A 19,140-nucleotide genomic window follows, 5' to 3' on the forward strand; every position below is an offset into this window, starting at 1 on the left:
TTTCAGATTACCGCAATTGGAGGAGCAACAAGCCTCACTGTTACGCCAGCGGCCAGTCCTGCCATTCCGGCCGGAACAAAATACGCCATTCTTCTGAGTGACAGCCTGAGCGTGGACGGTCTGGCGCAGGACATCGCTGAAACCTTCACAATGTACCAGCGCTATATGAGCGGGTTCGCTGATGTGATGAACGGGACATCTGATGTTACCATCACTATCAATGGCGTTGCCGTTACCGTACCGGGTCAAAAATCACTGGCGAAGAAAGGTGCAAACAGCGATATCACCAGTCTTTCCGGTCTGACAACAGCGCTCAGTATCAGCCAGGGTGGTTCTGGGGCAAAGAATGCCGCTGACGCTCGCACAAACCTCGGTTTGGGAAGTGCCGCAACAGCCGCACTAACCACATCATCAACTGATATGACTTTAGGTCGGGTTCTGAAAGTTGGTGACTTTGGATTAGGCAGAACAAATCTGAATGCGTCTGACGCCACTTTAAATGCAAATGACGTAACTTTCTCGTGTTTTAGTTCTGGCCCTGGTGCCAGCGGTTCTAATTATTATGACCCCTATTCCACCATGATAACTGGCGTACGTGCGGGGGGAGGTGATGACACAGGTTATGTATCGCAAATACAGCTAACAGTTGATAATCGAATGGCATCACGTCGAAGATATCTTAATAACTGGTCACCGTGGGTCGTCTATTATTCCTCGGCGAACACCACTAAGGCATCAGATGGCACGCTTAAGGCAGCTTCGCCGGTGGCCAGAATCGTGAAATCTCAGAACGAGAACCAGCGTACCGATGTTGACGAAGTAGGCTTCACCTGGTGCGGCTGCGGTACGGCGAACACCGAAGCTGAAGGGATCAAAATTTCCCGGCTCGATGTGGGAGTTTATGTGTTGACTGGTTCGGCAGGCCTGGCATCAGAAGGCTGGCAGCTGCTGCCGCCAATGGACCCTGGCGGCATGGGAGAGCTTGGGATTGTTGAAGCAGAGCAAACCGAAAACGGAGGACTGACTATCCGCCTGTTTAAGCGAAAATACATGCTGAGCGATGAAGGGGAGATCGTCAAAACAAAAGGGCAACCGATGGACGTGCCGGCCAACAGCTGGATCGACGTACGCCTCGACATGCCTGATGATAGCATTTGGAATACAAGATCTTCTGAAGCTTCTCTGGAACTGACAGAGCAGCCAGCAGTCATTCAGCCTTAAAAATTAATAGGCGAACCCAAATTGATCTGCATTCCATTTGAAACTACTGTATATAAACACAGTAATAAAGGGAGTGCAGATTATGCCCCGAATTTCAGATATTCAGGCCGCCTTTATTGCGGCCATAGAGCTTAACCCAAAGGGCTACCGCTACCTGAGAACAGACAGCTTTATAGAAAAGTTGCGTGGTTTTAACTGGCACTTCACCCGAGCCGACGCCAATGCATGGATAGAGCGCAATCAGCCAGGCTTCGCTGACAAGACGACAGACGGCAGTGATAACAGATACTGGATCCTGCGCAACATGGGGAGAGTTCTCTAATGGGATTTGCATCACCTGCTACCGATTACGTCGAACGCCAACTTTCTCCATCCGTTCTGTGCAACATAGGGGCCGAAAGCAGGGTGCTTGAAACAGATGTTGGGTTTGCAGTCATCGAGCCAGCCACGAAAAAAAGGCCAGGAGATGTGTTGTTAATTTTGTGCGACGGCCATACGCAGTTTGCCAAACTGATGGGTAAGGCGTTAATCACGGACGATGGCGAGGCGATAGAAGGCCCGGCACTGGAAGAGGTTGAGGTAATGGGGCGGGTGACGTTCTTCATTAACCGTGCGAGGGATGATGACGACTGCCCGGTGATGTAATGGGGCATGGTTGGGGCAAAAAATTAGCGCAAAACAACTCAAAACCTCATAAGGCAGTGATTCGTCTTGCGCTAATACTTTGGTTTTAGCTAGCTTCTTACTTACTTCAACTCAGTTCGTCAAAAAGATGCCGTACATCATGTTTAAACACTAAACCCTCATGCCCGGCGCAGTGCCGGACGATTCAGCTTACCAGCCACATACCTCGTGTTCATTTTCCGTATCGTAGGCGCGAACGGTGTTCACCAGATCCTTCACGACATCTGCCGCGACGTCCGGGATCAACAGCTCCATTGGCGCTTCTGTTTCATAATCCACTGACACGCCGTTGCTGTTGTTGGTGACGGTCACAGTATAGGTAGCCTTACCCATTATTTACTCCTTATGCGTGTTGACCACTTTACCGATGCCCGCACCGCTGAGCGTGACGGCAGGATCCGCGAAAAAGTCGATATTAAAATAGGTGTCGTCGGTCAGAAGCTCAATGCGGTGCCATTTTTGCGGTGGGGAGATGCCAAAAGAACCGGCCTCAATGACCACTTCCAGATCGGGCTCGGTGGCGTCGCCATCGGCAAAGCCAAAGTAACGCACCGCACCCTGCATGACGGACAACCGACCGTACACGCCGGCTTTGGTGTTGTGATGGGTAAAAAGCGCTTTTGGGGCGGTCTCTTTATTCCAGAACGGCGTCGAGCGGGTATGAACAAAGTTTTCAGGAATACGTAACATCATAGTTTCCTTCATGTTGGCGGGTGCTTAAAGGGACTTAAGCACCTCAGGTTCAACAAAGAATTCAATATTGAACAGGGTGTCGTCGGTCATCACCTCAATGTGGTGCCATCTCTCTGGCGGGAAAACGCCGAAACGACCCGCTTCAATGACGAGCTCGCTGTCAGGCTCAGAGGTAAATTCATCAGCATAGCCCAGATAACGCACTGCGCCACGCATCACCGACAGGCGAGGGTAAACGCCCGGACGCGTGCCCGTATCAAGGTGACGTTTAAAAATGCCGGCGGGGGCCGTTTCTTTGTTCCAGAAAGGCGTGGAACGGGTGTGAATGCAACTCTGCGGAATGCGTAGCATGTTTCCTCCCTTAAAAGCCTGCTGTTATTAAACTGCTTTCTGAGGGGATGGATTTATCAAAAAGTGCATTTAATTTGCATGTTATCAATAATAACCGTTTTGCTTTACCCGGCGTTGTTACACAAGGTACTCAGTTGTTATTATCCATAGTATTTAAGTGGTTATGATGTAACGAAAAAACTTGATCTGTGTCAACATATGACGCATATTGCGTGCGGTTATTTTTCGGCTCAGGTAAACAGAATGACGTTGTATCAAAAGATGTTGGTGTTCTACGCAATCATGGCCTCCATCTGCGCATTAATCACCTGGTTCCTGTCTAAAGATCGTAAACGTATTCGCCTGTTGAGCGCATTCCTGGTGGGTTCCACCTGGCCGATGAGCTTTCCTGTTGCCCTGTTGATCTCTCTTTTCTGAAGCACGCTTCCAGAATCGGCATCCAGACATAGCATTCCATACATTGAGGCTGTATAAATATACAGTTTGTCATACATGGAGTGCTTATGAACAGTTTCTATTCGCAGCAAGCAGGCTGCACTGTGCGCTGGCAGGATCTTCCCGGTTTCGGTGACCCGGTTGTGTTTATCCACGGGTTGGGCTGTGCATCGTCGTATGAATATCCTCGTATTGTCTGTGATACCCGTTTCGGGGGGCGCAGAGCCATTCTGATCGATCTTCCCGGTAGCGGTTACAGTGACAAACCTGACAACTACCGTTATCGCACGAGCGAACAGGCGCAGGTGGTGGTTGAACTGTTAAACCATCTCGGCCTGGATAGTCTATGGCTCTATGGTCATAGCATGGGGGGGAGTATCGCGATCGAAACGGCAACGCTGTTAACGTCGCGCGTTAAGGGCCTGATAGTGTCTGAACCCAATTTTCATGCGGGTGGCGGGATGTTCAGCCGGGCAATTGCGGCCCAAACGGAACAACATTTTCTGGCTCAGGGCTATGATGACATGCTGCGGGCGGAAACGTCGCCGTGGGCTGGAAGCCTTCAAAGTAATGCCCCCTGGGCCGTCTGGCGCGGCGCAACAAGCCTGGTCGAGGGCGTTAAACCTGACTGGGAACACCTGTTCTTGTCATTGCGCTGCCCGGTAATGTTAGTTTTTGGTGAGCGATCCCTGCCTGATGACGATTTTAATCGTCTGCAACAAAACGGCGTTGCTGTAAAAATTATCCCTGATGCGGGCCATTCAATGTCCTGGGAAAACCCGTCAGCGTTGGCTCAGGCTTTGTCTGGCTTCATTAACGGCTCATGAATGGGCAGCCCGCATTGTTGCGGGCTGGAATGATTAAGACAGCAAGGCAGACAAGGCTTTCCGTGCCGCAGGCTGAACGTCATACGGACACTGATAATCCACGTTCTCAATCGCGCGGGTGTAGAGCGCAACCAACCAGTCATAAACATAGGCTGTCGCCGCATGGACAGGCTGCTCGCCAAGTCGGGTAAGACGGGGTGAAGCGCTGCTCACAACGGGCGTCACAAAAATTGGCTCACCTTTGCGGATCCGGCTTGCAGGCCGTTCAGAGACGGGTGTCAGTTCATAGCCAAGCCAGCTAATGAAATTGCCTGTCGCGGCATGCAGCTGCGCGGCGCTGCTTTTATCTTTTTCTGCAATGCGTTGCAGTTGCAGCGGCAGATCCAGCCGGTAGCTGGTAACGATCAGCACATCCGCAATCTGCTGTAGTACCTCTGCGTCCAGGCCCAGACGGGCAGCCGCCGCGTCGTTGCGACTCCACTGACGAAGATGGTTAACCCACACGTTATGGGCCAGCCGCGCTTTGTCTTTGGTCTGCAACGCGCCTGGATTTTCCTGCGTCTCTTCCGCAAACAGATCGATAACATCGTTAAACAGGCCGTTGACCTGTTCCTCACGAGGCTGGTGGACGGTCAGCAGCGTCTCAAACGCGTTTAACGGCGGCAGAAGCCCCTCAAGCAGTTCACCATGACGAGCGGCACTGCCTTGCAGCGTTCGGACCATTTTTTCGGCCATTGCCCGCCCTGCGCCTGGCTCCTGAGTGAGAGGCGCGACATATGGGCGCATCAGCGTTGACAGCAACTCTTGTAACAGCCTTTTCAGCGCGCGGAGACGCTTCTGGCGCTGTGCCGGCAGGGTAGCCTGCGACAGCCACTCAATCACTCGCTGCATGCTGTGGCTATCGAGCGCCTGAAGCGTGCCCCAGCGCAGACCCGGCTGGCCCAGCAATTGCTGCACCGCTTCGTCCAGATTCTGCTTTGTGGTAAACCGCGCATCATGAGGGGTAATGGCCCAGACCAGCCCCGGCAACGCGGATTCTTCAACCGGCTGCGTCTCTTTGACCCAGTTTTGCAAGAGCCTTGCCGTTTTCGCGGTCTGCTGGTGGTGCGCCGTTGCATTGCAGATAACCAGGACATCTGGCTGAATGTGCTGACGATAATGCTCCAGCAACCACAGGCATTTTGCCTGCATCATCAGCGGCGTGTTTTCCTCAGAAATGGCCGGAATATCAATGACGTCAACGGTATCCAGCACGCAGTTCTCAACGGGCAGCACAACTTCGCGGGTCAGAGATGCCAGTACATCAACTGGCAGGCTAATGGCGTTAAGCAGCTCGCCGTTTTTTACCGGATGAAGCAGTGTTTCCTGTGCTTCCGGCACGGTAAACGCCCCGTGAGTAAGAAAGCCTTCGCAGGGTAGACCAAAGCTGTCCACCAGCAGACTCAACGGCGCCGCAAGTGCGCTGGCATGGCTGGTTTGATGCAGCACCTGGGCGAATTTAAGCCACTGCTGGGTTAACTCCTGCTGCTCACCCCACAGCAGAGACCAGACGCTGGCGCGGGTGCTGAGATCAAGCGACGGAACCAGCAGAGCAAACTGGTGCCACAGGGCATCATCAATATGCTGCTTAGCGCCGGGTACTACGCTTTGCCAGAACCGGGCAATGGTCGCGACTTCCCGCGCCGTCATTCCCGGCACGCTCTGCGGTTGACGCAGCACCCGCCACTTCTCAAGCCGGGCTTCAATCACCGATTTATCCACCGCGCGGATCTGCGGATCCAGCGTGGTGCGCGCGATAAACAGCTGCACCAGCTCGGCCTCTGTTACCAGGCGCAGGCGCAGGGGAAACGCGTCGTCTGCGACCTCGCGGGACGCTCTGCTGAAACGCACGGCCATGTTGGTCGGTGCATGCCCGGGGTTAATATGCGAGAAGTAATCAAACGTGCGTTGACCCGGCGTAACGTTCAGCCGTTCGTCCCCGCTGTCGCACAGGGCAGCCAGCAGGTACGCTTTCGCGGCCTGCGAGTGGCCATATAGGCCGATACTGCCCTGGCTGACAAGGGCGCGATCGAGCGCCTCTTCACGCGCGCTTACTGCGTTAAGGCGGGCAAGCAGGGCGTCGGCTTCGTTATCCAGCATCGGGGCGTGCTGTCGCGTCTCGTTGATCCACCCGATTAAGGCCTGAGTGGTGGCAGTCGTCGCAGTCATTTGAGGTATACGCTCCCGCTGTCGATCCAGTAGTGGCTGCCGCTGTGTCGGCGATCGGCCAGAGTATTCAGTTTAAAGGTCAGGGCATCCGGCGGCACTGGCGTGCCGTCCTGTAGCCAGGCATCACTCAGCTCGAAAGATTCCGGACCTTCCTGCTTAGTGCCGCCACGCAGCTTCAGGCGCACGTTCAGTACGCCGTCGCCCGCAATGGCTTTCGCCAGCTCGGCAGAGTTGATGCTCAGGGTATAGAGCGGCGTCGCGGGCCAGCGGGCATTGGCCAGCTGCCGGAAGCCGAGCGTAACGTTGCCGCGCAGCGGGAAGTGCAGACGGGCGTCCAGTTTCGCGCCGGGTTTATCGAGGTCGATATCGTGATACCAGACGTTCTCGTCCCGCAGGGTATTGATCGTGTTATCCAGCACGCCCAGATAGCGCACCGTAGAGTACGCGCCGATATCCGCTGCTTTAAAGTTAAAGCGCGGCAGACGAAGATCCAGCGCCAGGCTACAGAGCATCGCTCCCACCGCAGCGGTGGATTTCGGGTTGCCGATCCGTCCCTGCTGGCTGAACGGATACCATTCATGAACCTGATATTTATCCAGCCAGACGATGCGGTTGACGGGCACCGGTTGCAGGTGGCGAATCAGGGCCTGAACGCCCGGCAGACAGCCCGGCCGTCCCGTGATCAGCAGGATATCGCAGCTGTAGTGAGAGATCGCCTCACATACCGCATGAAGCGGGGCGGCAAGCGTGAACTGACCCGCCAGCATGGCGTCCCGCATCTCCCGAAAGCTGACGTGCAGCGGTACGCTGAACAGATCAAAGTGTTCTGAGCCGGCAGGCAACGCATGGTCAATCGCCTGCTGGAGATAATTCATCACGTTGCGCGTCGGTTTTTGCGTAAGCAGGTCGCCAAAGGTGGCATGCAGCCCGGCCAGCGGATCGTCAACATCGCTCGATTCCCACGCCGCCAGGATCGCGTGACCTATCGGCATAAAAAGCTGAAGCGCCGTCTGCTGGCGCAGGACCGCCTGGGTATCGATCCGCCCGGAATCACCGAACAGGGATGCCATCAGTTGGGAGGCATCGGCTATGCCGGATTTCTGAAGCTGGGTTTGCAGCGCGGGCAGAACGTAGCGCTGGATCACGTCCAGCAGCGTATCATCGCCAGCGACCTTGAACCCTTCGCGGAACAGCAGCTGCGGGGTGATTTTGACGTTATTTCCGGAACCATCATCTAACTGATAGTGCGTGATGGCCATATCCGTCGTGCCGCCGCCGATATCAATCGAGGCCACGCGCAGCGCACGCCCCGGCAGGACGCCAGGCTCAGGCGCGCGATCCGGACGGGCGAGGGAGGCGAAAAAGGCCTCGGTCTGGCCACCGAAATGGGAAATGGCTTCGTTATACAGCCACACCAGCTGGCCGCAGCTGGCCTCGTCCCACTCCATCTGGATCTCAGGGACCGGCACCACGCTTTTTTCCTGCTGCTTGCGGCTGGCAAAATCTTCATCCTGCGGGTGCCAGCCCATCGCTTTCCAGACGATGGCGATGGCTTCGAACATGCGGCGACGGAAAATCTCGCGCTCCTGTTTCGGCATTGCTGAAGGCAGGGTGAGGATCAGCGTCCGCAGCTGGCGGGGAGAGGCCGGGAAGCCGAGCCGCAAGCGGGTGGCCACGCTGTTAATCTGGCCAAGCGCCTGAGCCAGCAGCTCGCAGAGCATGTGCGTCATCAGGGTGCTGCGGCTGTACTGCGGAGAGAACACCGGCAGACGCTCATCCTGCGGCAGCGTAAAGAGTGGTTCCCCGTCGTCGTTCATCAGGTTCATCAGCGGAAACGCAGTTGCCAGCGGTTCGCGCTGGGTTTTGCTGTTCATCTGGCTAAAGCGCCAGTCCTGCACTACCGGCGTCTCGTCCCACAGATAGCGACGCGGGCTGGAAATTCCACTGTTGCCTTCCGTGCCCAGACGCTGCATTGCCAGCTTTTGCGCTTCATCACCCACGCGGACAATGGACGGCCAGACGAATGCATCCTCCCGGCCGCTTTCCACCGAGAAGTGCTGCTTGCCAAAACGCGCTTCGCAAAATTCAAGACGGCTGGTAAACAGCGGCTCATTCAGGAACTGTGGCTCACTCAGAGATCGTACCTGAAGTTCAGCCGTCTGGCGCAGGCCGTCGTTGGCATCACCATGATCTTCAATAATCACGCCGCAGGTGTGGGTGTTGCCTACGTCAAGGATCAGATCGACAGGAATAGCAGGGGTGCTCAGGGTATGGGTGACAAACTTCACTTCCGGCACGGTGAGTTGTTCCCCGAGCATGGAGAGCAGGTTGAGCCAGTGTGCCTGATATTCAAAGCTGCGCATGGCCTGATGCAGCTCCCGCTCGGAGCGTTTTTCAACCCCGTCGGCAAACTGCGTAAAGGCTTCGCGCAGCCAGCCGTCAATCCAGGTCTGGTCAAGGAAACTCTCAACCTCACTGTCGCGCCAGGCGAGCGCGAAACGCGTGCCGTTAAGGATATCGTTTTCAACCGGCGACAGCGCAGACGTCGCATGCTCTGCAATCTGGCTGTCGAGCGCGACGGTGACCCGGTGCGTATTGCCAGCCGCGTCGGGCGTGGAAAGCTTTCGTACCTGGACGCGCGCCCAGTTATCCGGGCCATCAACAAACGTCCGCGGCGGGTTAAAGCGCAGGAAAGGGAGCGGCAGCCAGACGCCGTCCAGCACGTTCAGGGAGTTATGCAGTGGAATGGTGCTTTCAGGCTTGACCACTTCCGGCTGCCCGCCATCGGTGGCAGGCAGCGTGTACCGGCCGTTAACCAGATCAAAATCCAGGCGCAACAGCGGGCCATTTGCCGTTTTACGCACGAAACGCCCGTTGCTGGCAGTGTCCTGCGGAGTCAAGCCAAAATCGAGAAACTGCACGCCGCTGTTAGCAATCAGCGTCACGCTCTGTTTATAGTCGCAAAGATTAACCAGCATAGGATCAGACACCTGCTTTCTTGAACGTCAGAGGAACGATGGTGTTGGCATCGTAACGTGCGGTGCATTCCGCCACGTCGCTGGCACCTGCCTTACAGGTCACTTCCGGCATCGGATAGCGTGAACCGTCGGTGCAACGAGCGTTTCCGCGCGTTTTGATCAACAGCTCGCCGTTGCTGTGTAATCCGGAAAAGACGTCTACCCGGCAGACAATGTTGTCGCCATGCACAACCCGGGCGAAACCTTTATTGTTCTGGATCTGATAGCGCAGCGACGGCGGTTTGCCGGTGAGCGGATCCTGCACATCGAGAAACGCGCGCCAGGTGCCATTCAGGAAGCGCGTTAACCCCGCTTTGACCTGGTTTGCCTCCATCACCATCGCATCTTTCGGTATCGCGGTAATGACCACTGGTTCGGCTGCCGGTGCAGGCGTTTTCACCTTCGGCTCTACCACTTCGGCCTGGTGCAGCGGGAGTTTCAGCTCAAGCGGCTCGACCGTCTTTACGGGGGCCGGAGCAATGGCGACAGGCACTGGCGCTGGTGTGGCAACAGGCGCTGCGGTCGGGGCCTGTTTTGGCCAAAGCAGCGGGGTGGCAATGGCCGCAATAATGACGGCGGCAACCGGCAGCAACCACAGGGGGGAGCGACGTTTTTTCTGCATGGCCGCCGGTGCGGGCTCTGGCGGCGCGGCGTTCATGCGCACCGGCTCTGGCGTATACAGTTCATCTTCGGTGATACGGACGGAAGCCACAGGCGTGATAAGCGGCGCGTCGGCCTGCTCAAAGGTCACTACCGGGGCCGGTTCTTGCTCCTGTTCAGGTTCAGGCTCGTTAATCACCACTGGCTCAGGTTCAGGGACCAACGATTCGCGCAGGCAGTCCAGCACGTCGTCGCGCGCGTTCTCGTTAAGATTGACGAAACCCCAGAAGCAGATCACCGGTTTGCCATCCACCAGGAAAACAAAGTTTTCACCGGGAAACTGAAAGGCTTTTGAGAGCAGAGAGCCAAACAGTTGCTGCGCCGTTTTCGGTGACTGAAGGCATTTTTTACTCAGCGACTCCACGCTGGCGAGCGTGTTTTCCAGATAGCGTAGGGCGCGATAACGATCATCTTCATCCGCCGCCTTCCAGCTGGAGACGGTTCCCTCAACCGGGGAGTACCAGTCAACGCGATCGCCGCCGTCGTAGACCTGGGGGATGGCCAGACAATCGACGATAGCCTGTTGTTTGCGCAACCGAAGCGCTTCGCGGATTTGCAGCGCTGATTCAAAAACGGCCTGTCCGCCGCCACCAACGGCCTGAAAATCATCCAGATTACCGCTGCGTAAAAGTGTTTTTGCCACGATTTGGTCCTGTAGACTTCTTCACGCCATTACTTTAACGAAACAGCTAAGCAAGCAAACGGCGGAGGAGACGATAAAAGGGACGATTTCTTGCGGCATTGATCGTGATGGTTGTGCTTGACGAATAATGAACCTTAAGGCAAATCGGTTTCTGCGGGGTGATGCTAAAACCAGCGAAATGTACGGCTTAAGAAAAACCTGATAGTGATTCGTTATTTGTCAGGCCAATACGTCTGTGCTGTTATTACTGTTCACTATAATAAAACCGAAAGGGTAATAACCATGTCTACAGGGAAAACCGTGCTCGCCCTCGCGCTGAGCGCGCTGCTACCGGCAAGCGCCGCATGGGCGGCAAATAAAGACACCATTATCTACTGCTCCGAGGCGTCGCCGGAGTCGTTTAACCCGCAGATCGCCAGCTCTGGACCTTCGTTTGTCGCCAGCTCGCAAACGCTGTATAACCGTCTGATTAACTTCGACCCGGTAAAAAACACGCCGGTGCCTTCCCTGGCCGAGTCGTGGACCATTTCGCCAGACGGCAAAACATACACGTTTACCCTGCGTAAAGGGGTAAAATTCAACAGCAATAAATACTTCAAACCTACCCGTGATTTTAACGCTGATGACGTTATTTTCTCCGTTATGCGTCAGAAAGACCCTAAGCATCCCTATCACAATGTTTCCCAGGGTAATTACGAATACTTTAATGACGTGGGCCTCGACAAGCTCATTCAGGATGTGAAAAAGATCGACGATTATCACGTCCAGTTCACGCTGAGCGGACCCAACGCGGCGTTCCTGGCCGACTGGGGAATGGACTTCGCCTCGATCCTCTCTGCCGAGTACGCGGACGCGATGCTGAAAAAGGGGACACCTGAAAATGTGGACACCTGGCCAATCGGCACCGGCCCGTATGTGCTTCAGCAGTACAAGGTGGATTCGCTGATCCGCTACGTCGCCAATCCGAACTACTGGGACGGTGAGGTGCCGACCAAACACCTGATCTTCTCCATCACGCCAAACGTTGAGACGCGTCTGGCGAAGCTGCAAACGAACGAGTGTCAGATCATTCCTGCGCCGTCGCCGGTGCAGTTTGAAGCGATCAAGAAAAACAAAGACCTGACCCTGCACTCGGTGGATGCGCTGAACGTGGGGTACCTGGCGTTCAACACGGAGAAAAAACCGTTTGATAACGTGCTGGTGCGCCAGGCTCTGAATTACGCGACGGACAAAAAGGCCATTGTGAACGCGGTCTTTATGGGGTCTGGTACGGTCGCTAAATCGCCGATCCCGCCGAACATGCTCGGCTTTAATAAAGACCTGAAGGATTACGGCTACGATCCGGAAAAAGCGAAAGCGCTGCTGAAGCAGGCGGGTCTGGAAAAGGGCGCGGAAGTGACCCTCTGGTCCATGCCGGTTCAGCGTCCGTACAACCCGAACTCACGACGCATTGCGGAGATGATCCAGGCTGACTGGGCGAAAGTGGGTGTGAAGGCGAAAATCGTCTCTTACGAGTGGGGTGAGTACCTCTCCGGCATGCGTAAAGGCGAGCATGATTCCGCGCTGTTCGGCTGGATGTCTGATAATGGCGATCCGGACAACTTCGCCGATGTGCTGCTGGGTTGTAACAGCATCAAAACCGGATCTAACGCCGCGCGCTGGTGTGATAAGGGGTATGATGAGCTGGTGCAAAAGGCCAAACTGACCAGCAACCCGGACGAACGTGCGAAGCTGTATGGACAGGCACAGGAGATTTTCTATCAGCAGGCACCGTGGATTGCGTTAGCTAACGGCAAAACGTTCTACGCGACCCGCAGCAACGTGACCGGGTACAGCGTGAGTCTGATGGGCAGTGACTTCTCGAAAGCGAAGCTGAACTGATCGTATTCTTGCCGGGTGGCGGCTATGCCTTACCCGGCCTACAGTTAGCACCCGTAGGCCGGGGAAGCGTAGCGTCACCCGGCACGTGATAAGGAGTGACAATGTCACATTTAAACAAAGTTATCGCCCGCGTCGATGCCACCATCGAAGAGAGCGTGATTACCCACATGAACGAACTGCTGATCGAATTAAGCGACGATGCAGAGCTCAGCCGTGAAGATCGTTATACCCAGCAGCAGCGCCTGCGTACCGCGATTGCGCATCATGGCAAGCAACATAAAGAAGAGGCGGAGGCACGCCATGCCCACCTCACGCAGGGTGGGACTATCCTGTAAGGGTTAAAACTGGCGCCGTGCCACCAGCCAGGCGCCAACCACCAGCATCACTGCGCCGCAGACCGGGCCAACCAGCGCGCGCAGGGGAACGCCGTTGCTCTTGAGGATGTCCATCACCAGACCGCCAATCAGTTGGCTTGCCACCAGTACGGCAATGGTCGTTGCCGCGCCCACATTCTGATATCCGCTAATACTGGCAAAGACAAAAAATGACCCCAGCAGGCCGGGGATCAGTGTCCACCAGCGCACCGTTGACGCCAGTTCGTTAAACCCCGCCATGCCATTTTTCACCAGCAACATGCTGACAAACAACACAATCCCCACCAGCGAGTTCAGCAGCATGGCGATAAGAATGGTGGAAGAGGATTGCGTAATGCGCACCATAAGGGTGTTTTGTACCACCAGCCCAATCCCGGCGGCCACCAGGAATGCTAACGTCAACGATTGATTCATGGCAGAGCATCCGGATCGCTGCGCTCATCGAGCTGGAGTTGCATAAAGGTTAAATCCAGCCAGCGACCGAATTTGGTTCCTACCTGCGGCATATTTCCGGTGGTAATAAAGCCCAGGGTTTCATGCAGATGAATCGACGCCTGGTTCTGCGCCTCAATACCGGCAACCATCACATGTTTACCAATCTGGCGGGCTTCCTTAATTAATTCCGTCATTAGCAGTCGACCAATGCCTTTGCCCTGATGATCGGGATGAACGTAAACCGAGTGCTCCACCGTATGGCGAAAACCGTCGAATGCTCGCCAGTCGCCAAATGAGGCGTATCCCGTCACTACACCTTCTTCTTCACTGACCAGCACCGGATAACCCAACAGCGTGCGCGCCTCAAACCATGCAATACGGTTATCGGTATCGACAGTTGTATCGTTCCAGATTGCGGCGGTGTGCAGCACCGCATGGTTATAAATTTCACCGATAGCGGCACAATCTTCTTTGCAGGCATGACGAACAATCATGGTTAACCTCTGGCTGTGTTGTTCACTATAGTAGTATGATTTTCTCACAATATTACACAGTTCATGTATTCCATCGCTACGACAAAATCCCTGTTTTTTTGTCACAAAACTGCCCCGAAAAACCATCCGTACACTATAGTATGACGTCATGAATACAATGACAGACAATATGAATCAACGCATTAGCGCCCGCATACGCCTTGAACGCGAGTCGCGTGGCTGGTCATTAAGCGAACTGGCCGAACGGGCAGGTATCTCACGCGCCATGATCCATAAGATTGAACGGGGTGACAGTAGCCCAACGGCGACGCTGCTTGCGCGGTTATCCGGTGCCTTCGGTATTAGCATGTCTACGCTCATTGCGCGCGCGGAAATGCAGGAGGGCAAACTGTTACGTCTGGCGAACCAGCCCGTCTGGCGCGATCCGCAAACCCACTATTTGCGTCGCCATGTGTCGCCGCGCACCGATATGCCTATCGACCTCGTCCAGGTGGAGCTACCCGCAGGCAGCGATGTGCCGATGCCCGCTTCCTCTTACGCGCTGGCGCGACAGCTGATTTGGTTGCAGGCAGGTGAACTGGTCTTTCTGGAGGGGGATACCCGCCATGAAATGAAGGCCGGAGATTGTCTGGAACTCGGGCCGCCGAACGACTGCCGGTTTATCAACGAAACGGATGAATCGTGCCTCTATCTGGTCGTGCGGCTTAATCAGTCCGGCTCATAATGCAAAGGCGATCCGCAGGATAACGTGCCAGACTTGAATGACATTTTCAGCAGTAAGGAGCGAAGAATGAATCAATCAACTACGCAAAACCGACGCTGGGTACTGGCTTCCCGTCCACACGGCGCGCCGGTTGCCGAAAATTTCCGCCTGGAAGAGCAGCCGATCCCCACGCCCGCAGAGGGACAGGTGTTATTACGCACCGTATGGCTCTCGCTTGATCCGTACATGCGTGGCCGTATGAGCGATGCCCCATCCTATTCACCTCCTGTCGAGATTGGCGCGGTGATGGTGGGCGGCACGGTAAGCCGCGTCGAGACCTCCCGCCATCCGGATTATAAAGAGGGCGAGTGGGTTCTGGGCTACAGCGGCTGGCAGGAGTATGAACTTTCCGACGGGAAAGGGCTGGTCAGGCTGGGCGAAAACCCGTCGCACCCTTCATGGGCACTCGGCGTGCTCGGGATGCCGGGCTTCACCGCGTATATGGGGCTGCTTGATATCGGCCAGCCTCAGGCAGGGGAAACCCTCGTCGTGGCGGCGGCCACGGGGCCGGTTGGCGCAACGGTGGGGCAGATCGGAAAAATCAAAGGGTGCCGGGTCATCGGCGTGGCTGGCGGGGAGGAGAAATGCCGTCATGCGGTCGACGTGCTCGGTTTCGACGCCTGTCTGGATCACCATGCGGATGATTTTGCCGAACAGCTGGCGAAAGCCTGCCCGCAGGGCATTGACGTGTATTATGAAAACGTCGGCGGTAAAGTCTTTGACGCCGTACTGCCGCTCCTGAATACCTCCGCGCGCGTGCCGGTTTGCGGACTGGTCAGCGGCTACAACGCGACCAACCTGCCGGAGGGGCCGGATCGCTTGCCGCTGCTGATGGGGACCATCCTGAAAAAACGCATCCGCATGCAGGGCTTTATCATCGCTCAGGACTATGGTCATCGTATCGGCGAGTTCCAGCAGGAAATGGGACGCTGGGTGCAGGAAGGCAAAATTCACTATCGCGAGCAGGTCACCGAAGGGCTGAACGCGGCGCCGGAGGCGCTGATTGGGCTGCTGGAAGGGAAAAACTTCGGCAAGGTCGTGATCCGCGTGGCGGCGGACTAAACAGAGCATCGGTTATGGCGGGCAAAGTCCGCCATAATTATTTGTGAAGATACGATATATTGTCTTTAATTAATCCATAAGCATTGCGCGCCATCGGCCAGCTGAGCCAGAAGTGGTAAACGTAATAGTAATTGAACAATTTTTATTTTAACGCGCGCCCTTCATACCAGGCATGACGATACAGGATATATCAAACCGGCGATGTTTTTTTAAACAGTCGCTGAAAATGGCATTTTGTTTTGGCTACGGGAATTAAACATGCTTGATTTGGAAAACCTGGAAAAAGCACAAAGAATCAGTCTGACGATGCAAGTTGAGAACAGTTTAAAGGGAGCGTTAATTACGGGCTCATTAAAACCTGGGGCTCGACTCATCACGAAAGAGATTGCGGATAAATTAGGCACCAGCATCACACCAGTGCGCGAAGCCCTGCTGCGTCTGGTGTCGGCAGGCGCATTACAGGCCACGCCTGCTCAGGCGTTTTTGGTGCCAGAGGTTACGCTGGAGCGTTATAACGAAATTAACGCCATCCGAAAACAGCTTGAGCCGATGGCCGTTGCGGCGGCGTGTCAGAATATGACCGAGACCAAACTGGATGCATTACGCGCGCTGTCAGATAACTTCAGCACCGCCATGCATCAGGGCGACGTGCAGAAGGCGATCCATGCCAACCGCGTGTTCCGGTTTACGCTCTATCAGTATGCCGAAATGCCGACCCTGAACTCGCTGATTGAGCAGCTATGGGTACGGATTGGTCCGTGTATCAACTACCTGCACGAAGAGATGAAAGATATCCCTGCCACGACTTACCATTATGCCGATCTGCTTTCTGCGCTTGAGCAAAGGGACGTGACGGCCAGTCGGGAAGCGATCGACCGAGCCATTGATGAAGCCAATATCCTCCTGCAACGGCAATACTACAGTTAAGGATCGCACTGGCGCACTTATTTTTTTATTCGTTTTAAACTTCCCTGAGTATATTCCCGGCGCTTAAGGCTACCGGGAATGATGTTATTTTTTTACCGGCAACGTGCGCTGCCGGAAAATGTTTTACTCAAAGCGATAAGAGACCGACAGGCCCACGCCATAGTTACGGCCAGGGGCGGGTTCGTAATAGCGATTGTAGCCTGCGTTTACAATCTCTGAACCGACGTACTCTTTATCGAACAGGTTATCGACGCGACCAAAGATGTCCATTCCCCATTTGCCGTAATTGAGTTTATACCCGGTATTCAGACCGACCACGGTATAAGAGGGCGCTTTGGCGGTATTGGTGTCGTTTGCCATCACGTCGCTCATGTAGCGGGCATCTGCCCCCGCGTACCAGCCTTCCTCAGGCTCCCAGCCAAACGACGCATACCCCATGTTACGGGCAATCCCCGGCATCCGGTTGCCGCTACAGTCTGCATTGCTACAGACGTTGGTACGGTAGGTCGCATCGAGATAGGTCCACGCCATTTTCAGCTTCCAGTTTTCGGCAAACTGCTGGTCGAGCGCAATTTCCACACCCTGACGGCGCGTTTTCCCCGCATTTTTGTAGGTAGTGCGACCATCTTTGTTTTCGTCTACCACGATCTCGTTGTCGGTATCCGTGCGGAACAGCGCCGCCGTCAGGATGCCATTGCCGATGCGGGTTTTGCTGCCAATCTCATAGGTGTTGTTGGTTGACGGTTGCAGGTTGATATTGAGGCCGCCTTTGCCATCAGAACGGTATGAGAGTTCGTTGATGGTAGGGGTCTCAAATCCCCGTCCCGCCGCGGCATACAGGTTCCAGGCGTCGGTCACGGCGTATTTCACCGCACCAGCCGGGAGCCATTTATGGTAGCTGGCGTCACCGCTGTCATCGCCGTTTTGCGGGGTAATGTAATGATCGTTGGAGTCAAACCAGACGGAGCTGTAACGCACGCCCGCCTCAACGGACAGCTTTTGCGTGAGCTGCCATTGGGTTTGCAGGTAGGGATCAAGGTTCCACATCAGGTTACGTTCGTCACGGCGTTTGTTACCCTTCACGCCAAAATCCGGCACGCCGTTGTTCATCACGAAGTTTTCATACCCGCGGCGATTTTCACTCATATTTTCGTAGTTCAGGCCGGTGGTAAACGTTACCGGCACCAGCAGCTCACCGCGGTGGGTCCAGCGGGTATCAATACCCTGATAGTGGCGCTGCATATCAATTACGCCACCCGAATGCGCAGGATTTTCAGTCTGCGCGGTATCCGGAATGGACTGGTACTGGGTCATTTCACGCTCACCGGCGTACATCATCACGCTGAGGTCGTCCTGTTCGCTCAACTGACGGTCGTAGCGGATCCCGGCCTGGGTCTGCTTAATGGTTTTACGCGTGTTGTACTGATCGCCACGGGGTGACTGGCGTGGGTTGTTCTGCCACTCCTGATAACTCAGTCCGCCCGGATCGTTGGCTTTCATGTCGACGCTGTTAAAAATCAGCGTTAGCTTGCTGACATCATCAATGCGTACGCCCAGTTTCGCATTGGCGAGGTTTTTCCGTGCGCCGCTGTGGTCGCGATAGCCATGGGTGGTGAAGCGGGTTGTGGATACCGCATAGTCCACATCCCCCGCCTGAGTCCCGTCGCCCACCGCACCGGTGGCCTTCATGCCGTAACGCCAGGTGCCGTAACTGCCGTAATAGCTGCTGGCTTCAATTGTGGCTGGCTGTTGTCCGGTCTGGGTGTAGATGTTGATTACGCCGCCGGAGGCATTGCCGTACAGGGCAGAGAAGGGGCCGCGCAGCACGTCGACGCTCTCAATGCTGTTGAGGTCTATGTTTGACGTCTGCCCCTGGCCGTCGGGCATGGTTGCCGGAATGCCGTCCACGTACATGCGGATCCCGCGTACGCCGAAGGTTGAACGCGCGCCGAATCCGCGAACGGAAAGTTGCAGATCCTGAGCATAGTTCTGGCGGTTCTGGATTTGCAGGCCAGGCACGCTCCCAAGGGATTCAGAAAGGTTGATGCGCGGTGTGGCATGTCGCATATCCTCGCCGCTCACCACGCTGACTGCGGCCGGGGTGTCCAGTTCGGAGACAGTTTGCGGCGTGGCGCTGACGATCAGGGTCTGTTCATCCGCGGCCATCGCACTCAGCGGGCCAAAAATGACGGGAGCGAACAGCAGGGGTAGTGATGCCTTGCGGGCAGTAATAATTTTCATGGAGTAAACCGGTTAAGAAAAATTCGAACCAAATCAACTGGAACCTGTGTATATATGTTAAATCCTTTGTAAATGTTATGAAAACTATAACCGCACATTTCGTGAATGTAAGGCTTTGAAGGAAAGAAATACTCCACATTCAACTGATTAATGATTACTATTCTCATTAAAATAACGGCAAAGCGATGACTTTGCCCACCGGAAGTGATGTCAGCGGTAAATCT

19 protein-coding genes are annotated in these 19,140 nt (G+C 55.2%); 10 read left to right on the forward strand and 9 right to left on the reverse strand.

The genetic code is table 11. From position 1 onward, the window contains the following. The 3 genes from ACOTYB_RS10205 to ACOTYB_RS10215 all read left to right on the forward strand — a co-directional run. The coding region (locus tag ACOTYB_RS10205; protein ID WP_421765802.1) for a phage tail protein at positions 1-1,221 on the forward strand (1,221 nt) is incomplete at its 5' end. Positions 1,222-1,303: 82 nt separating this feature from the next. Next, complete coding sequence (locus tag ACOTYB_RS10210; RefSeq protein ID WP_022650864.1) at positions 1,304-1,543, forward strand: hypothetical protein; 240 nt, start codon at positions 1,304-1,306, stop codon at positions 1,541-1,543. After that, positions 1,543-1,866: a hypothetical protein gene (locus tag ACOTYB_RS10215; RefSeq protein WP_137041795.1), complete on the forward strand. Its 324-nt coding sequence runs from the start codon at positions 1,543-1,545 to the stop codon at positions 1,864-1,866. The genes ACOTYB_RS10210 and ACOTYB_RS10215 overlap by 1 nt, the downstream gene beginning before the upstream one ends. A gap of 189 nt (positions 1,867-2,055) precedes the next feature. Here ACOTYB_RS10215 and ACOTYB_RS10220 read toward each other — a convergent pair whose 3' ends face one another. Genes ACOTYB_RS10220 through ACOTYB_RS10230 form a run of 3 tightly spaced genes read right to left on the reverse strand, consistent with a single transcriptional unit; the run spans position 2,056 to position 2,949 of the window. Next, a complete protein-coding gene (locus tag ACOTYB_RS10220) occupies positions 2,056-2,238 on the reverse strand; it encodes a DUF1869 domain-containing protein (protein ID WP_003856955.1) in 183 nt (60 codons plus the stop codon). Positions 2,239-2,241: 3 nt separating this feature from the next. Beyond that, complete coding sequence (locus tag ACOTYB_RS10225; RefSeq protein WP_003856958.1) at positions 2,242-2,595, reverse strand: DUF1971 domain-containing protein; 354 nt, start codon at positions 2,593-2,595, stop codon at positions 2,242-2,244. Positions 2,596-2,622: 27 nt separating this feature from the next. Then, positions 2,623-2,949, reverse strand: a complete 327-nt coding sequence (locus tag ACOTYB_RS10230) for a DUF1971 domain-containing protein (RefSeq protein ID WP_023303799.1) — start codon at positions 2,947-2,949, stop codon at positions 2,623-2,625. 243 nt (positions 2,950-3,192) lie between these two features. On the opposite strand from ACOTYB_RS10230, the gene ACOTYB_RS10235 reads away from it, so the two are divergent. Together ACOTYB_RS10235 and ACOTYB_RS10240 are read left to right on the forward strand one after the other, a co-directional pair. Next, on the forward strand, positions 3,193-3,366 hold the full coding sequence (locus ACOTYB_RS10235) for a GhoT/OrtT family toxin (RefSeq protein ID WP_003856960.1): 174 nt from the start codon (positions 3,193-3,195) through the stop codon (positions 3,364-3,366). 86 nt (positions 3,367-3,452) lie between these two features. Next, positions 3,453-4,211 (forward strand): alpha/beta fold hydrolase, encoded by a 759-nt coding sequence (locus tag ACOTYB_RS10240; protein ID WP_003856961.1) that lies wholly within the window; start codon positions 3,453-3,455, stop codon positions 4,209-4,211. Positions 4,212-4,244: 33 nt separating this feature from the next. Here ACOTYB_RS10240 and ACOTYB_RS10245 read toward each other — a convergent pair whose 3' ends face one another. Genes ACOTYB_RS10245 through ACOTYB_RS10255 form a run of 3 tightly spaced genes read right to left on the reverse strand, consistent with a single transcriptional unit; the run spans position 4,245 to position 10,739 of the window. Next, positions 4,245-6,419 (reverse strand): virulence factor SrfC family protein, encoded by a 2,175-nt coding sequence (locus ACOTYB_RS10245; protein ID WP_211989037.1) that lies wholly within the window; start codon positions 6,417-6,419, stop codon positions 4,245-4,247. Next, a complete protein-coding gene (locus ACOTYB_RS10250) occupies positions 6,416-9,397 on the reverse strand; it encodes a virulence factor SrfB (protein WP_409248849.1) in 2,982 nt (993 codons plus the stop codon). The genes ACOTYB_RS10245 and ACOTYB_RS10250 overlap by 4 nt, the downstream gene beginning before the upstream one ends. 4 nt (positions 9,398-9,401) lie before the next feature. Then, entirely contained in the window at positions 9,402-10,739 is a 1,338-nt protein-coding gene (locus ACOTYB_RS10255; protein ID WP_023324697.1) for an SrfA family protein, read from the reverse strand. A 282-nt stretch (positions 10,740-11,021) separates the two neighbouring features. Here ACOTYB_RS10255 and ACOTYB_RS10260 point away from each other — a divergent pair, with 282 nt between their 5' ends. Together ACOTYB_RS10260 and ACOTYB_RS10265 are read left to right on the forward strand one after the other, a co-directional pair. Then, complete coding sequence (locus ACOTYB_RS10260) at positions 11,022-12,620, forward strand: ABC transporter substrate-binding protein (protein ID WP_032609282.1); 1,599 nt, start codon at positions 11,022-11,024, stop codon at positions 12,618-12,620. 101 nt (positions 12,621-12,721) lie between these two features. Next, positions 12,722-12,955, forward strand: a complete 234-nt coding sequence (locus ACOTYB_RS10265; protein WP_003856971.1) for a YdcY family protein — start codon at positions 12,722-12,724, stop codon at positions 12,953-12,955. 3 nt (positions 12,956-12,958) lie between these two features. Here the strand turns inward: ACOTYB_RS10265 and ACOTYB_RS10270 are convergent, their stop codons facing one another. Continuing rightward, complete coding sequence (locus ACOTYB_RS10270) at positions 12,959-13,408, reverse strand: DMT family transporter (RefSeq protein ID WP_003856973.1); 450 nt, start codon at positions 13,406-13,408, stop codon at positions 12,959-12,961. Continuing rightward, positions 13,405-13,923 (reverse strand): GNAT family N-acetyltransferase, encoded by a 519-nt coding sequence (locus ACOTYB_RS10275; RefSeq protein WP_003856975.1) that lies wholly within the window; start codon positions 13,921-13,923, stop codon positions 13,405-13,407. The genes ACOTYB_RS10270 and ACOTYB_RS10275 overlap by 4 nt, the downstream gene beginning before the upstream one ends. 148 nt (positions 13,924-14,071) lie before the next feature. Between ACOTYB_RS10275 and ACOTYB_RS10280 the strand changes: the two genes are divergently transcribed. The 3 genes from ACOTYB_RS10280 (at position 14,072) to ACOTYB_RS10290 (ending at position 16,675) form a co-directional block, all read left to right on the forward strand. Then, on the forward strand, positions 14,072-14,647 hold the full coding sequence (locus tag ACOTYB_RS10280; protein ID WP_003856978.1) for a helix-turn-helix domain-containing protein: 576 nt from the start codon (positions 14,072-14,074) through the stop codon (positions 14,645-14,647). 66 nt (positions 14,648-14,713) lie between these two features. Next, positions 14,714-15,748 (forward strand): NADP-dependent oxidoreductase, encoded by a 1,035-nt coding sequence (locus tag ACOTYB_RS10285; protein ID WP_045336345.1) that lies wholly within the window; start codon positions 14,714-14,716, stop codon positions 15,746-15,748. Positions 15,749-16,006: 258 nt separating this feature from the next. Next, entirely contained in the window at positions 16,007-16,675 is a 669-nt protein-coding gene (locus tag ACOTYB_RS10290) for a GntR family transcriptional regulator (protein WP_003856981.1), read from the forward strand. A gap of 123 nt (positions 16,676-16,798) precedes the next feature. Here the strand turns inward: ACOTYB_RS10290 and pqqU are convergent, their stop codons facing one another. Continuing rightward, positions 16,799-18,916, reverse strand: coding sequence for a TonB-dependent receptor PqqU (gene pqqU / locus ACOTYB_RS10295; RefSeq protein ID WP_421765803.1), 2,118 nt, complete (start codon positions 18,914-18,916; stop codon positions 16,799-16,801). Positions 18,917-19,140 lie beyond the last annotated feature (224 nt).

The organism is Enterobacter cloacae complex sp. IR5450 (assembly GCF_049238665.1).
Taxonomy (GTDB): domain Bacteria; phylum Pseudomonadota; class Gammaproteobacteria; order Enterobacterales; family Enterobacteriaceae; genus Enterobacter; species Enterobacter hormaechei_C.

Excerpts from the sequence above, each read along its gene's own strand:
- ACOTYB_RS10235 (WP_003856960.1), top strand. The coding sequence starts at position 3,193 with ATGACGTTGTATCAAAAGATGTTGGTGTTCTACGCAATCATGGCCTCC.
- ACOTYB_RS10240 (WP_003856961.1), top strand. The coding sequence starts at position 3,453 with ATGAACAGTTTCTATTCGCAGCAAGCAGGCTGCACTGTGCGCTGGCAG.
- ACOTYB_RS10230 (WP_023303799.1), bottom strand. The coding sequence starts at position 2,949 with ATGCTACGCATTCCGCAGAGTTGCATTCACACCCGTTCCACGCCTTTC.
- ACOTYB_RS10210 (WP_022650864.1), top strand. The coding sequence starts at position 1,304 with ATGCCCCGAATTTCAGATATTCAGGCCGCCTTTATTGCGGCCATAGAG.
- ACOTYB_RS10290 (WP_003856981.1), top strand. The coding sequence starts at position 16,007 with ATGCTTGATTTGGAAAACCTGGAAAAAGCACAAAGAATCAGTCTGACG.
- ACOTYB_RS10220 (WP_003856955.1), bottom strand. The coding sequence starts at position 2,238 with ATGGGTAAGGCTACCTATACTGTGACCGTCACCAACAACAGCAACGGC.
- ACOTYB_RS10250 (WP_409248849.1), bottom strand. The coding sequence starts at position 9,397 with ATGCTGGTTAATCTTTGCGACTATAAACAGAGCGTGACGCTGATTGCT.
- ACOTYB_RS10270 (WP_003856973.1), bottom strand. The coding sequence starts at position 13,408 with ATGAATCAATCGTTGACGTTAGCATTCCTGGTGGCCGCCGGGATTGGG.
- ACOTYB_RS10260 (WP_032609282.1), top strand. The coding sequence starts at position 11,022 with ATGTCTACAGGGAAAACCGTGCTCGCCCTCGCGCTGAGCGCGCTGCTA.
- ACOTYB_RS10225 (WP_003856958.1), bottom strand. The coding sequence starts at position 2,595 with ATGTTACGTATTCCTGAAAACTTTGTTCATACCCGCTCGACGCCGTTC.
- ACOTYB_RS10275 (WP_003856975.1), bottom strand. The coding sequence starts at position 13,923 with ATGATTGTTCGTCATGCCTGCAAAGAAGATTGTGCCGCTATCGGTGAA.
- ACOTYB_RS10280 (WP_003856978.1), top strand. The coding sequence starts at position 14,072 with ATGAATACAATGACAGACAATATGAATCAACGCATTAGCGCCCGCATA.
- ACOTYB_RS10215 (WP_137041795.1), top strand. The coding sequence starts at position 1,543 with ATGGGATTTGCATCACCTGCTACCGATTACGTCGAACGCCAACTTTCT.
- pqqU (WP_421765803.1), bottom strand. The coding sequence starts at position 18,916 with ATGAAAATTATTACTGCCCGCAAGGCATCACTACCCCTGCTGTTCGCT.
- ACOTYB_RS10245 (WP_211989037.1), bottom strand. The coding sequence starts at position 6,419 with ATGACTGCGACGACTGCCACCACTCAGGCCTTAATCGGGTGGATCAAC.
- ACOTYB_RS10285 (WP_045336345.1), top strand. The coding sequence starts at position 14,714 with ATGAATCAATCAACTACGCAAAACCGACGCTGGGTACTGGCTTCCCGT.
- ACOTYB_RS10265 (WP_003856971.1), top strand. The coding sequence starts at position 12,722 with ATGTCACATTTAAACAAAGTTATCGCCCGCGTCGATGCCACCATCGAA.